14 protein-coding genes are annotated in these 12,699 nt (G+C 65.7%); 4 read left to right on the top strand and 10 right to left on the bottom strand.

What is annotated here, in order from left to right; translation table 11 throughout:
* Positions 1–30: 30 nt before the first annotated feature.
* The gene (locus AC3FKG_RS21320) at positions 31–1,023 is read left to right on the top strand and encodes a tripartite tricarboxylate transporter substrate binding protein (protein WP_483711947.1); all 993 of its coding nucleotides are present in this window, start codon (positions 31–33) and stop codon (positions 1,021–1,023) included.
* A 175-nt stretch (positions 1,024–1,198) separates the two neighbouring features.
* The gene (locus tag AC3FKG_RS21315; protein ID WP_488744053.1) at positions 1,199–1,321 is read left to right on the top strand and encodes a hypothetical protein; all 123 of its coding nucleotides are present in this window, start codon (positions 1,199–1,201) and stop codon (positions 1,319–1,321) included.
* On the opposite strand, the gene AC3FKG_RS21310 is transcribed toward AC3FKG_RS21315, so the two are convergent.
* The 10 genes from AC3FKG_RS21310 to paaA all read right to left on the bottom strand — a co-directional run bounded on the left by AC3FKG_RS21310 (position 1,308) and on the right by paaA (position 10,820).
* Positions 1,308–1,640, bottom strand: coding sequence for a hypothetical protein (locus AC3FKG_RS21310; RefSeq protein WP_483711949.1), 333 nt, complete (start codon positions 1,638–1,640; stop codon positions 1,308–1,310). The two genes, AC3FKG_RS21315 and AC3FKG_RS21310, sit on opposite strands and share 14 nt — an antisense overlap.
* A 193-nt stretch (positions 1,641–1,833) precedes the next feature.
* Entirely contained in the window at positions 1,834–3,498 is a 1,665-nt protein-coding gene (locus tag AC3FKG_RS21305; RefSeq protein WP_483711950.1) for a cation/acetate symporter, read from the bottom strand.
* On the bottom strand, positions 3,495–3,803 hold the full coding sequence (locus tag AC3FKG_RS21300; protein WP_488744052.1) for a DUF485 domain-containing protein: 309 nt from the start codon (positions 3,801–3,803) through the stop codon (positions 3,495–3,497). Before AC3FKG_RS21300 ends, AC3FKG_RS21305 begins: the two co-directional genes overlap by 4 nt.
* A 156-nt stretch (positions 3,804–3,959) precedes the next feature.
* Complete coding sequence (gene paaK / locus AC3FKG_RS21295) at positions 3,960–5,306, bottom strand: phenylacetate--CoA ligase PaaK (protein ID WP_483711952.1); 1,347 nt, start codon at positions 5,304–5,306, stop codon at positions 3,960–3,962.
* 75 nt (positions 5,307–5,381) lie between these two features.
* Positions 5,382–7,046 (bottom strand): phenylacetic acid degradation protein PaaN, encoded by a 1,665-nt coding sequence (gene paaN, locus AC3FKG_RS21290; protein WP_488744051.1) that lies wholly within the window; start codon positions 7,044–7,046, stop codon positions 5,382–5,384.
* Positions 7,047–7,100: 54 nt separating this feature from the next.
* Positions 7,101–8,177: a 1,2-phenylacetyl-CoA epoxidase subunit PaaE gene (gene paaE / locus AC3FKG_RS21285; protein ID WP_488744050.1), complete on the bottom strand. Its 1,077-nt coding sequence runs from the start codon at positions 8,175–8,177 to the stop codon at positions 7,101–7,103.
* Between the two features lie 24 nt (positions 8,178–8,201).
* On the bottom strand, positions 8,202–8,717 hold the full coding sequence (gene paaD / locus AC3FKG_RS21280; RefSeq protein WP_488744049.1) for a 1,2-phenylacetyl-CoA epoxidase subunit PaaD: 516 nt from the start codon (positions 8,715–8,717) through the stop codon (positions 8,202–8,204).
* Between the two features lie 5 nt (positions 8,718–8,722).
* Positions 8,723–9,475: a 1,2-phenylacetyl-CoA epoxidase subunit PaaC gene (gene paaC, locus AC3FKG_RS21275; RefSeq protein ID WP_488744048.1), complete on the bottom strand. Its 753-nt coding sequence runs from the start codon at positions 9,473–9,475 to the stop codon at positions 8,723–8,725.
* A 25-nt stretch (positions 9,476–9,500) separates the two neighbouring features.
* Entirely contained in the window at positions 9,501–9,782 is a 282-nt protein-coding gene (gene paaB, locus AC3FKG_RS21270; RefSeq protein WP_011299861.1) for a 1,2-phenylacetyl-CoA epoxidase subunit PaaB, read from the bottom strand.
* Between the two features lie 54 nt (positions 9,783–9,836).
* Positions 9,837–10,820 (bottom strand): 1,2-phenylacetyl-CoA epoxidase subunit PaaA, encoded by a 984-nt coding sequence (gene paaA, locus AC3FKG_RS21265; protein WP_483711957.1) that lies wholly within the window; start codon positions 10,818–10,820, stop codon positions 9,837–9,839.
* Between the two features lie 116 nt (positions 10,821–10,936).
* On the opposite strand from paaA, the gene paaX reads away from it, so the two are divergent.
* Both paaX and AC3FKG_RS21255 read left to right on the top strand, forming a co-directional pair.
* Positions 10,937–11,881: a phenylacetic acid degradation operon negative regulatory protein PaaX gene (paaX, locus tag AC3FKG_RS21260; protein WP_488744047.1), complete on the top strand. Its 945-nt coding sequence runs from the start codon at positions 10,937–10,939 to the stop codon at positions 11,879–11,881.
* A 154-nt stretch (positions 11,882–12,035) separates the two neighbouring features.
* Positions 12,036–12,590 carry a YbhB/YbcL family Raf kinase inhibitor-like protein gene (locus tag AC3FKG_RS21255; RefSeq protein ID WP_488744046.1) on the top strand — a complete coding sequence of 185 codons (555 nt, stop codon included), beginning with the start codon at positions 12,036–12,038 and terminating at the stop codon, positions 12,588–12,590.
* Positions 12,591–12,699: the final 109 nt, after the last annotated feature.

The raw sequence follows: 12,699 nt of genomic DNA, 5'->3' as shown, positions 1-12,699 counted from the left end.
CCCACCCTAGCCGACGAGGCATACATACCAATGAGACCCCTATCCGTCGTCCGTAGTCTGGCATCGCTGCTGTTTGTCGCGGGCAGCCTGGGCACCCTGCCCGGGCGGGCCGAAGCCAATATCGCCAGCACGTTTCCGCAGAAGCCGATCCGCATGGTCGTCACATTCCCGGCCGGCGGCGGCACGGATGCGCTGGCGCGGCTGATCGGCAACGACCTCAGCAAAACCCTGGGACAACCCGTTGTGGTCGACAACCGGCCCGGCGCCAGCGGCAACATCGGCGCCGAGTTCGTCGCCAAGAGCCCGGCCGATGGCTATACGCTGCTGATCGTCAACAGCAGCTTTGCCATCAACCCCGGTGTCTTCAAGAAGCTGCAGTTCGACCCGAAGAACGACTTCAGCGCGGTCATCACCTTTGCGTCGGTCCCGTCGGTTATCTCCGTCCCGCAGAATTCCGGCATCCACACCTTCAAGGACCTGCTGGCCGCCGGCAAGAGCGCCACGCCGCCAAGCTATGCGTCATGCGGCAACGGCACGCCGCAGCACCTGGCTGGCGAGCTGCTCAAGATGTCGTCGAAAATCGACATGCTGCACGTGCCCTACAAGGGCTGCGCACCTGCGATCGCCGATGTGCTGGGCGGACAGGCGCAAGTCAGCATCAACACGCTGCCCAACACCGTTCCCTACCTCAAGAGCAACAAGCTGCGCGCGCTCGCCGTCACGTCAAAGGTGCGCTCGCCGCTACTGCCCGACGTGCCCACGGTCAGCGAACTTGGCGTGGCCGGCTATGACGTGGACCAGTGGTTCGGCATCCTCGCGCCCGCGAACACGCCGCCCGAAGTCGTGCAGAAGCTGAACGCGGAGATCGCCCGCGCCGTGGCCAAGCCGGAGATCAAGGCATCGCTCGCGCAGCTCGGCTTCGCGGCCACGACCAGCACCCCGGCCGAATTCCAGAAGCTGGTGAACAGCGACATCGATCGCTGGCAGAAACTGGTGTCCAGGATCAACCTGAACCTCGACTGACACCGCCTGGGGCGTCGACCCGACGCCATCAGGCAGCTCCCCGCCCGAATACCTTCGTTGCCGCACGGGCGCCCGCCAGCCCTCGTGGGAATGCGCTCGTCCTGCCGCCTGCGCGGCAGCGGGAATGAATGCCGGCAGCGCATAAAACCAGAAGACAAAAAATCAGAACACCAATATGAAGCTCACGCAAAGCAAGACCTTGCGAGGCATCGCCATGGCGATGCCGGCGCTGGTGTGGACCGGCGCGGCACAGGCACAGCGGCCGCTCGCACTGCCTTCGGCAATCAGGCGGCCGTGATCGTGCAGATCTTCGACAGCATGTAGCCGACACCGGCAATCCGGTGCTCGTGCCGCGGCGCAAAGGCTTTCAGGTGCGCGTCGAGGCAGCGGTCAATCGCCTTGCAAGCTCCGTCATCCCGAAAGCCGGGAAGGAATGAAATCGAAACGTCCGGCATCGGATAGTCGAGCAGCCGCGCTTCCGCCATCCGCGTGTAGACGTTGCCATCACGGAATTCCGCGGGGATATCCGTCCACTGCGGCAGGAGTTTCGTGGTGCTGCGAGCCAGCTCCGAATCGGTGATGGTGTCCAGGTCGGCACGGGAAATCGAGTAGGTCAATGTGCGTCCTCCTTGTGAAGCATCGGTTTGCCGCGCCGTGGGCACAGGCAAATCAGCCGCCGCCCTGACTCGCCGCGGCCAGTCTCCTGTGACAAGACTAAGGCGTGCAGCAATTCCCGGCCATGCAAAGCGCGTCATCCACTTTGCAGTTCATGCCAGCGCGTTGCCGGCACGTGTGTACGCCCCTTCCCGCTTAATGCTGTGACGCCCCCGCCGCGCCAATCCCCGTCATCGACCGCACGAACTGCGCCCCGAAGCGACGGCGTTCCGCCGCAGCCTGCGCCGACTTGTCCAGCACCGACACCAGCCATGCGCAGGCAAATGCCAGCGTCATGGAAAACAACGCAGGGTTGGCATATGGAAAGACCGGCTTGTCATGGTGCAGCAGGCCCACCCACACCGTAGGCCCGAGCACCAGCAGTGCCACCGCAGACCCCAGCCCTGCGAGACTCCCCGCCACTGCGCCCTTGGTAGTCAGTCCTTTCCAGAACATCGACAGGAACAGCACCGGGAAGTTGACCGATGCGGCAATGGCCAGCACCAGCCCCGACAGGAACGCGATGTTCTGCTTCTCGAACAGCACGCCCAGCACCATCGCCAGCAGCCCGATCACGACGGTGGCCGCCTTCGAGACACGGATCTCGTCCTTCTCGTTGGCGCGCCCTTGCCGGAACACGTTGGCGTACAGGTCGTGCGACACCGCCGACGCACCGGACAGCGCCAGGCCTGCCACCACGGCGAGAATGGTTGCGAACGCCACCGCCGAGATAAAGCCGAGGAACCAGTCTCCGCCAATGGCATGGGCGAGATGCACCGCCACCATGTTGCTGCCGCCAATCAGCTTGCCCGCCGCATCGCGGTACGCCGGATCGCCACCGACCATTACGATGGCACCAAAGCCGACTACCAGGATCAGCACGTAGAAGTAGCCGATGAAGCCGGTCGCATACAGGACGGACTTGCGCGCTTCCCGCGCATCCGCCACGGTGAAGAAGCGCATCAGGATGTGTGGCAGGCCAGCCGTGCCGAACATCATGCCGACGCCAAGCGAAATGGCATCGATCGGGTTGGACACCAGACCGCCCGGCGACAGGATGGCCAGGCCCTTCTCATGCACCTTCGCGGCCCCCGCGAACATCGCTTCCGGGCTGTAGCCGAAATGGGACAGCACCATGACCGCCATGAACGTGACCCCGCCCAGCAGCAGCACGGCCTTGATGATCTGGACCCATGTGGTCGCCAGCATGCCGCCGAACAGCACGTACAGCACCATCAGCACGCCGACGATGACCACGGCCGATTCATAGCTGGTGCCGAACAGCAGTTCGATCAGCTTGCCGGCGCCGACCATCTGCGCGACCAGATACATGATCACGACGGTCAGCGTGCCGAATGCGGCCGTGATGCGCACGGGCTTCTGCGACAGCCGGTAGGACACCACGTCGGCGAAGGTATAGCGGCCCAGGTTGCGCAGCCGCTCGGCAACGATGAACAGGATTATCGGCCAACCGGCGACCACGCCGAGCGCATAGATCAGCCCGTCGTAGCCCTTGTCGAACATCATCGCCGAGATGCCGAGAAACGATGCGGCCGAGACCATGTCGCCGGCGATCGCCAGGCCGTTCTGGAAGCCGGTCAGGCCACCACCGGCAGCATAGAAGTCCGATGCCGAACGCGTGCGGCGCGCCGCCCAGCGCGTGATGCCGAGCGTGAACAGCACGAACAGCGTGAACATCGCGATGGCGCTCCAGTTCAGTGGCCGGCGCGTGACTTCGCCCTGGATGGCGGGAGCGGCCAGCGCTGCGCTGCTGGCCAGGCCCATGGCGACCATGGACAGATTGCGGAGAATCGGCTTCATGCTTCGCACTCCTTGCGCAGGCGCTCGTTGATCGGGTCGAGTTCGGTGTTGGCCTTGCGGACATAGACCGCGGTGAGCACGATGGCCGCGACGATGATGCCCACGCCGACCGGGATGCCGAGCGTCATGACGCCGCCGCCAAACGGGGTGCCGAGCGCCGCCGGCGCAAAGGCGAGCAGCAGGATGAATCCGAAGTAGATGGCCAGCATCACCACCGTGAGCATCCAGCCCAGGCGTGCCCGCCTGCTGGCCAACTGGATAAAGTCGGGGTGTTGCTGGAGGGTCTCCAGTCGTTGCGCGTCCATTTGGTCTCCTTTGGCGCGAGGGTCGGCGTGGCGCCTCTTGGCGGGCGCCATCGTCTTATCAGAACTGCTGCTTGATTGCTTTCGAAGGTTTGCTCCCCTCTCCCGCAAGCGGGCGAGGGAGCGAACCATCGGTATGCGTTATCGGTCGTTGGGCTGTCAGATCGCTCCGACCGGCTGTTCGTGCGTGGCCTTCGGCCGCATGTCCAGCACGCGGCGCGCCTTGCCGGTACTGGTGCGTTCAATGCCCTCGGCCTCCAACACCTGCACGCGCGTGGTGACGCCCACGTAGGTCTTGATCTGGTCCTTGAGTTCACGCTCCAGCGTCGCGCGGTCATCGCTGCCGAGGCCGCCGGCCTGCGGGCGCGCTTCGACGCGCACTTCAAGCTTGTCGAGGTGCCCGTCGCGCGTGACCACGAGCTGGTATTGCGGCGCCAGTGCCGGCGCCTTCAGGATCAGTTCCTCGATCTGCGACGGGAACACGTTCACGCCACGGATGATCAGCATGTCGTCCGAACGCCCGGTGATCTTGCCGATGCGGCGCATCGAGCGCGACGTCGGCGGCAGCAGGCGCGTCAGGTCGCGCGTGCGGTAGCGGATGACCGGCAGCGCTTCCTTGGTCAGCGAGGTGAACACCAGCTCGCCCTCCTCGCCGTCGGGCAGCACTTCACCGGTCACCGGATCGATGATCTCCGCGTAGAAATGGTCTTCCCAGATGACCGGGCCGTCCTTGCTTTCGATGCATTCGCACGCCACGCCCGGACCCATGACTTCGGACAGGCCGTAGATATCCACCGCATCGATGCCGGCGCGCGCCTCGATCTCCGCGCGCATCGCATCGGTCCACGGCTCGGCGCCGAAGATGCCGATCTTCAGCGAGCTTTCGGCCGGGTCCATGCCCTGTCGCATCATCTCCTCGATCAGGTTCAGCATGTACGACGGCGTGACCATGATGATGTTCGGCTGGAACTCGCGGATCAGCTGTACCTGTTTCTCGGTCTGTCCGCCCGACATCGGGATCACCGTGCAGCCGGCCTTCTCAGCGCCGTAGTGCGCCCCCAGGCCGCCCGTGAACAGGCCATAGCCGTAGCTCACGTGGACCAGGTCACCCGCACGGCCACCCGCGGCGCGGATGGAGCGCGCCACCACGCTGGCCCAGGTGTCGATGTCGCGCGCGGTGTAGCCCACCACGGTCGGCTTGCCCGTCGTCCCGCTGGAGGCATGCACGCGCGCCACCTTTTCGCGCGGCACGGCAAACATGCCGAACGGGTAGTTGTCGCGCAAATCCTGCTTGCCCAGAAATGGGAACTTCGACAGGTCCGACAGCTGCTTCAGGTCGTCCGGATGCACGCCCGCTGCGTCGAACGCCTTGCGGTAGTGCGGCACGTTGTCATAGGCATGGCGCACGCTCCATTTCAGCCGTTCCAGTTGCAGCGCCTGCAATTCATCGCGGCTGGCGCGCTCGATCGGCTCCAGCTCGTCGGGGTGGGAGGTGCGTTGAACCATTGTCTACTCCATCGTTATCGTGGCGCCGCATGCATGGGGGCAGGCGCGGGGAACTACGGTAATTCGTGCAGGGGATCAGATATGCGAGCGGCTCTGCACCACGCGGAAGCGGTTGGCCACGAACGCCGCGTCGGACAGCGACGCGTTGGCGGCCGGGTTGGCGCCGGTGGCGTGGAAATCGCTGAACGCCGCCGACTGGTTGACGAACACGCCGCCGGTCAGGTTGAGCGACAGCGCCACGCCAGCATCTTCGGCCGCGTCGCGGATGGCATCGGCCACGCGATCGTCGGTGGTGTACGCGGACAGCGTCAGCGCGCCATGCTCCTTCGCGCCGCGGCGCGCCACGGCAATGCTGTGCGCGGTGTCGTTGGTGGCGACTACGAAGGAGATCGGGCCGAACAGTTCTTGCATGATCTTGCCTTCATCGCTCGCATCGACCTTCAGCACCAGCGGCGTATGGATGCGCGCGCCAGGGAACTCCGGATGCTGCAGCGCGCGGCTGTCGATGACGATTTCGCCCAGCGTGCGCGACGCCTCGATACGTTGCACCACGCCGTCATTCTGGATCGCGCCCAGCAGTTCCACCGCCCTGGCGGCGTCGCCCGTGAGCTTGCCCACGGCATCGCCGATGGCGCTGGCAACCTGATCGAAGCTCAGGCGCCCTTCCGGCGTATCGATGCCATCCTTCGGCACATAGATGTTCTGCGGGGCCGTGCACATCTGGCCCGAGTAAAGCGCCAGCGAGAACGCGATATTGCGCACCATGCCCTTGAAGTCGCTGGTCGAGTCGATGACGACCTGGTTCACGCCGGCCTTCTCGGTGTACACCTGCGCCTGATGCGCATTGCGCTCCAGCCAGTCGCCGTTGGTGGTGCTGCCGGTGAAGTCGATCAGGCGGACTTCCGGGCGCAGCGCCAGGGTCGACGCCATGCGCTCGGTCGGGTCGTTGGCCACCAGCGTGACGAGGTTCGGATCGAAGCCTGCTTCCTGCAGGACTTCACGCGCCACTTCCACAGTGATCGCCAGCGGCAGGATCGCGCCCGGATGCGGCTTGACCACCACGGCATTGCCGGTAGCCAGGCTCGCGAACAGGCCGGGATAGCCGTTCCAGGTCGGGAACGTGCAGCAGCCGATCACCAGGCCCACGCCGCGCGGCACCACGGTGTACTGCTTCACCATGCGCAGCGGGTCGTTCTTGCCTTGCGGTTTTTCCCAGACGGCGCGCTTGGGAATGCGGCGCATCTCGTCCCATGCATAGGCCACGGCTTCCAGGCCGCGGTCCTGCGCGTGCGGGCCGCCGGCCTGGAACGCCATCATGAAGGCCTGGCCGGTGGTGTGCATGACCGCATAGGCGATCTCGAAACTGCGGCGGTTCAGGCGGTGCAGGATCTCCAGCGACACGCCGACCCAGACCTCGGGCCCGGCCTTGCGCCAGGCGGGCATGCCTTCGGCCATGCCGGCGAAAAGCTGGTCGAGATCGGGCTTCGGATAGGTGACGCCGAGTTCCGATCCGTAGGGAGAGACTTCCTTGCCAGCCTGTCCGACGGTGCCCGGCTGCGTCAGCGCAAACGGCTTGTTCAGGCGCGCTTCAAAGGCGGCCTTGCCGTCAGCGTTGGCGGTCTCGCCATAGGCCTTGGGGCTGGGCGATTCGGAGAACGGGCTCCAGTAGCCGCGCTCGGCGATCGCCTGGGTGGCTTGGTCCAGCAGGGCCTGGTGACGCGTGAAAAACGGATGGGACACGGCTTGCTCCGGAAAACAGGTTCTTGAATGGCTTGAGTGGGGACTGGAAACGCTTCAGGTTTCCTGGTCGAAATCGATGACCAGCTTGTCGGTGACGGCGTAGCTCTGGCAGCTCAGGATGAAGCCGCGCGCGACTTCGTAGTCTTCGAGCGCGAAGTTGACGTCCATGTCGACCTCGCCCTCGATGCGCTTGCAGCGGCAGGTCGAGCAGACGCCGCCCTTGCATGAGTACGGCAGCTCTATGCCTTGCGCCAGCGCGGCGTCGAGGATGGTCTCCTTGTTCTTCTCCAGGGTGAACTGGCGCGTGCGGCCGTCCTGGATCACGGTGACTTCGCACTGCTGCTGGCCGACCTGCTTGTGCGCATGGGCCGCCGGGCGCGCCGCCGGAATACTGGTGGCGAACAGCTCGCGCTTGATGCGCGCCTTGTCCACGCCGCTTTCCTGCAGCGCCTGCGAGACCTCTTCCATCATCGCGTGCGGGCCGCAGATGAAGGCCACGTCGATATCCTGGGGGCGCACCCAGTGGCGCAGCAGCGCGCGCACCTTGTCGCCGTCGATGCGGCCGTTGAACAGGTCGATGTCGAGTTGCTCGCGGCTCAGCACGAAAGCCAGGTTGAAGCGCTCCAGGTAGGTGTCCTTCAGGTCTTCGAGTTCTTCCTTGAACAGCACCGAGGATGATGCCCGGTTGCCGTAGAACAGCGTGAAGCGGCTGTCCGGCTCCGTCATCAGCGTGGTCTTGATGATTGAGAGCATCGGCGTGATGCCGCTGCCCGCGGCGAAGGCAACGTAGTGCTTGCTGTGCGTTTCTGACAGCGGCACGTGGAAATGCCCGGATGGCGGCATGACGTCGAGCGTCATGCCGGGTTGCAGCGCATCGTTGGCCCAGTTCGAGAACATGCCGCCCTCCACGCGCTTGATGGCCACGCGCAGGCGCCGGTCCTGCACCGCGGAGCAGATCGAGTACGAGCGGCGCACGTACTCGCCGCCGATGCCGGCGCGCAGCGTCAGGTGCTGGCCCTGCACGTAGCGGTAGGTATCGGCCAGATCGTCAGGGACGGCGAAGGTCACCGCCACGGCATCGCGCGTTTCGCGCGTCACGCTGGCGACGGTCAGTTCATGGAATTTGCTCATTTCGGGCTCCTGGCTCGATGCGGCTCAATGCGCCTTGAAGTAGTCGAACGGTTCCTTGCAGTCGCCGCAGCGGTACAGGGCCTTGCAGGCGGTCGAGCCGAACTGGCTGACCAGGCGGGTATGGCGAGAGCCACAGTGCGGGCACGCGACCACCAGTGCCGGCGACGCCTTGCGGCTGATGCCGCTGATGTCGACCACCTGCTGGGCGGGCGGCGCAATGCCGTAGCCGGACAGGCTGGCCTTGCCGCGCGCGCTCATCCAGTCGGTGGTCCAGGCCGGCGCGAGGCGCGTCTGCACGCGAACGTGGCCAACGCCCTGCGCGGCCAACACGCGTTCGATATCGTCTCGGATCACGGTCATGGCCGGGCAGCCCGAGTAAGTCGGCGTGATGGTGATCTCGCAGGTCTCGTCCACCCACGCCACGTCGCGGACAATGCCCAGATCCACGACGGAGATCACCGGGATCTCGGGGTCCGGCACCTGCTCAAGCCAGGCCCAGACCTGCGCCACGCTGGCGCGTTCCAGCACTTGCGCGGACATGGCGCTCACCACTGCGCGCCGGGATAGGCGCGCTGCAGGAACTGCATCTCGGCCAGCAGGTAGCCGAGGTGTTCGGTATGGCGGCCGTGGCGACCACCGGACTGCGACCATCCGCCGGCCGGGAGGCGCAACGTAGCGTCTTCCAGCACCTCGCTCACGTGGCGCAGCCACGGCTCGACCAGCGTGGCCGGGTCCACCGCAACGCCCTGCGCGACCAGTGCTGAATCCACGGCATCGGACTCGAACAGTTCGCCGGTGAACATCCACAAGTCATCGATGGCATTCTGCATGCGGCGATGGCTTTCTTCCGTGCCATCGCCCAGGCGCACCACCAGGTCGGCGCTGCGGCGCACGTGGTAGGTCACCTCTTTCAGCGACTTGGCGGCGATCTCGGCAATACGTGCATCGGTCGAATACTGCAGCCGCTCCAGCAGGAAGTAGTGCCACGTATCGAACAGGAACTGCCGCGCCAGCGTATCGGCGTAGCTGCCGTTGGGCTGCTCGACCAGCAGCAGGTTGCGGAACTGGTGGGCGTCGCGCAGGTAGGCAAGCTGGTCGGCGCTGCGGCCCTCGCCTTCCACTTCGGCCGCGTAGCCGAGCCACAGGCGGGTCTGCCCGATCAGGTCCAGCGCCACATTGGTGAGCGCGATGTCTTCTTCCAGCGCGGGGCCGCGGCCGCACCATTCCGACAGGCGCTGGCCGAGCACCAGCGTGGTATCGCCCAGGCGCTGCAGGTATTCGAACTTGTGTGGGTCCATGGTGGATGCGTCCTCGCGCCTGGAATCAGATGTGCTTGACCTCTTCCGGCATCGGGAAGAAGGTGGGGTGACGGTAGACCTTGCTGTTGGCGGGCTCGAACAGCGGGCCCTTGTCGCCAGGGCTGCTGGCGACCACGTCGGCGGCCTTTACCACCCAGACGCTCACGCCCTCGTTGCGGCGCGTGTAGACGTCACGCGCATGGTTGATCGCCATTTCGCCGTCCGGCGCGTGCAGGCTGCCCACATGCTTGTGGGCCAGGCCGTGCTGGCTGCGGATAAATATCTCCCAAAGCGGCCACTCTTTCATGGCAACTCTCCTGTCAGGTTTGCGGGGTTGGCCGGCGCCGTGGCGCCGGAATGCTCAGGCGGCGGCGCGCGCTTGCTTGTCGGCGTGGGCCACCAGCGCTTCACGGAACCAGGCGCCGTCGTCCCAGGCCTTGACGCGGGTGCGCAGGCGGTCGCGGTTGCACGGGCCATTGCCGCGCACCACGTTGTAGAACTCGTCCCAGTCGATGGCGCCGAAATCGTAGTGGCCGCGCTCCTCGTTCCACTTCAGGTCCGGATCGGGAACGGTCAGGCCGAGGTGCTCGGCCTGCGGCACGGTCTGGTCCACCATCTTCTGGCGCAGCTCGTCGTTGGAGAACAGCTTGATGCGCCATTGCATCGATTGCGCGCTGTTGGGCGAATCGGCATCGGATGGGCCGAACATCATCAGCGCCGGCCACCACCAGCGGTTCAGCGCGTCCTGCGCCATCTGCTTCTGCTCCGCCGTGCCCTGGCACAGCTTGAGCAGGATGTCGTAGCCCTGGCGCTGGTGGAACGACTCTTCCTTGCACACGCGCACCATGGCACGCGCATAGGGCCCGAACGAGCAGCGGCACAGCGGCACCTGGTTGATGATGGCCGAGCCATCGACCAGCCAGCCGATGGCGCCGATATCCGCCCAGCTCAGCGTCGGGTAGTTGAAGATGCTCGAATACTTGGCCTTGCCGGAGTGCAGGTCGCCCAGCAACGCGTCGCGCGACACGCCCAGCGTTTCGGCGGCGCTGTACAGGTAGAGGCCGTGGCCGGCTTCGTCCTGGATCTTGGCCAGCAGCACGGCCTTGCGTTCGAGCGTCGGGGCACGCGTGACCCAGTTGCCTTCCGGCAGCTGGCCGACGATCTCGGAATGCGCGTGCTGCGAGATCTGGCGGATCAGGGTCTTGCGGTAAGCCTCGGGCATCCAGTCCTTGGCTTCGATCTTGATGCCGGCGTCCACGCGCGCCTGGAACTCGCGTTCCTGCGGGTCCATCTCTTCCATCGCGCGGAGCCTGGTTGCCCCGGTTTCCACCAACTGTGCGTACATGCCGTACTCCGATCTGTAGGGTCTTGACCTGCGTCAAATCATTCGGTTGCAGTGGATCATAGTGATACAATTTGATTCAAACAATCGACGCTTGTGTATCACTTTAAGGTGCAGGCATGGCCCCCCGATCGGAGATGGACCCTGTTTCCCCGCAGGTCGTGCGGCTTGCGCGTGGCCTCAAGCTCGGGGCCAATTCCATGCTGGTGACACTGTTCGGCGATGTAGTGGCGCCACGGCCGCAGGCGCTATGGCTGGGCAGCCTGATCCGCCTCGCCGCGCCGTTCGGCATCAATGACCGGCTGGTGCGCACCGCCACGTTCCGGCTGGCGGCCGCTGACTGGCTCGATGCCACGCGGATCGGGCGACGCAGCTACTACGGCTTGTCGGAGGCCGGCTTGCAGCGCTGCGTTCATGCCGGCAAGCGCATCTATGCCGGCGACGCGCCCGACTGGGACGGCCGCTGGACGCTGGCGCTGGTGCGCGGCGACGCGCGCGCGACGATCCGCCAGCGGCTCAAGCGCGAACTGCTGTGGGAGGGCTTCGGCGCGATCGCCCCGGGCGTGTATGCGCACCCGAATGCCGACGCGGGCTCGCTGGGCGAGATCCTCCGCGCCGCGCAGGCGCAGGATTTCGTGGCGATCATGGAAGCGACCAGTCTGGAGGCATTCTCGATCCGCCCGCTGCAGACGCTGATGCACCAGACTTTCAAGCTCGGCGACGTGGCCTCCGCGTGGCAGGCGCTGCTGCGCCGCTTCTCGCCGGTGCTGGCCGACGCACACGGCATGTCGCCGGCCGATGCGTTTTTCGTGCGCACCCTGCTGCTGCACGAATACCGCCGCGTGCTGTTGCGCGACCCCAACCTGCCCGAGCCAATGCTTCCCGCGGACTGGCCGGGCCGCACGGCGCGAAATTTGTGCCGCGACATGTACGCGGCCCTGCTCGATGCCAGCGAAGATTACTTGCGCGGTGTGGTCGAAGTCTCCGAAGGCCACCTCGTCAACGCGAACCGCGCGTTGCGCAAGCGCTTTGGCGCGGGCAGCCATGCCGAGTCCGTCCGCTAGCGGCGGCCTTGCGCACAGTGCCTGGCGCGATCCTTCACAGGCGTGCTGGGCCTGGCCGGGATGCCGGAGGCTGGGCATCCCTTCGAAACCGACCTACCGTGGAATCAGGGGCAGTCGTCCAGCTTGACCCGTCAACCTCGAACAGGACCCTTCCATGAAAGCAAAGCCATTACTGTTATCCGCCTCGGCGGCACTCGGCCTGGCCTGCGCATCGATCGTCAGCGCCGCACCGATGACCGTGTCGTCGAGCGCATTTTCCGAGAACGCTGCCATTCCCGCGGCGCATGGTGGCGGCCAGCCAGACTGCGGCGGCCAGGGCGTATCGCCCCCGATCGCGTGGTCCGGATTGCCGCCAGGCACGCGCTCCGTGGCGATCTTCATGTTCGACCCCGATGGCGCGATGGGCCTGGGGGTCTCGCACTGGGTCGCCTATAACATCGCGGCGGACCGCGGCCACCTCCAGCAGGGCGAGGGGCAGAAAGATGGCCCGGGCATCACCGTCGGCAAGAACATTGCCGGCGAGGCCACATACCGGGGACCTTGCCCGCCCCCTGGCGAGGTCCCGCACCATTACATCGTGACGGTGGTCGCGACCGATCTGAAGCCAGGCGCGCTGCCCGCGGGCCTGACGCGTGACGAACTCATGGCAGCACTGAAGGGGCATGCGCGCGGCGGCGCCAGCGTGGTGGGCCGCTACGGCGGGAAATAGAAGCAGAACGGTCGGATCCCAGAGGCGGCGGCATCACAAATTTGTCAAATTCGACGGCCAGAATGGGCGCTTTTGCCAGTGCGGCGGGTGCCGCGCTGAACGACAAATC

This window comes from Cupriavidus sp. 22TCCZM04-2 (assembly GCF_057798895.1).
The sequence above is the reverse complement of the archived record's forward strand: the minus strand, read 5'-3'. Positions and strand labels throughout refer to the sequence as shown.

Coding starts and splice junctions, on each gene's coding strand:
- AC3FKG_RS21255 (WP_488744046.1), top strand. CDS start 12,036: ATGAAAGCAAAGCCATTACTGTTATCCGCCTCGGCGGCACTCGGCCTG.
- AC3FKG_RS21320 (WP_483711947.1), top strand. CDS start 31: ATGAGACCCCTATCCGTCGTCCGTAGTCTGGCATCGCTGCTGTTTGTC.
- AC3FKG_RS21315 (WP_488744053.1), top strand. CDS start 1,199: ATGAAGCTCACGCAAAGCAAGACCTTGCGAGGCATCGCCATGGCGATG.
- AC3FKG_RS21305 (WP_483711950.1), bottom strand. CDS start 3,498: ATGAAGCCGATTCTCCGCAATCTGTCCATGGTCGCCATGGGCCTGGCC.
- paaK (WP_483711952.1), bottom strand. CDS start 5,306: ATGGTTCAACGCACCTCCCACCCCGACGAGCTGGAGCCGATCGAGCGC.
- paaB (WP_011299861.1), bottom strand. CDS start 9,782: ATGAAAGAGTGGCCGCTTTGGGAGATATTTATCCGCAGCCAGCACGGC.
- AC3FKG_RS21300 (WP_488744052.1), bottom strand. CDS start 3,803: ATGGACGCGCAACGACTGGAGACCCTCCAGCAACACCCCGACTTTATC.
- paaD (WP_488744049.1), bottom strand. CDS start 8,717: ATGTCCGCGCAAGTGCTGGAACGCGCCAGCGTGGCGCAGGTCTGGGCC.
- paaA (WP_483711957.1), bottom strand. CDS start 10,820: ATGTACGCACAGTTGGTGGAAACCGGGGCAACCAGGCTCCGCGCGATG.
- paaC (WP_488744048.1), bottom strand. CDS start 9,475: ATGGACCCACACAAGTTCGAATACCTGCAGCGCCTGGGCGATACCACG.
- paaX (WP_488744047.1), top strand. CDS start 10,937: ATGGCCCCCCGATCGGAGATGGACCCTGTTTCCCCGCAGGTCGTGCGG.
- paaE (WP_488744050.1), bottom strand. CDS start 8,177: ATGAGCAAATTCCATGAACTGACCGTCGCCAGCGTGACGCGCGAAACG.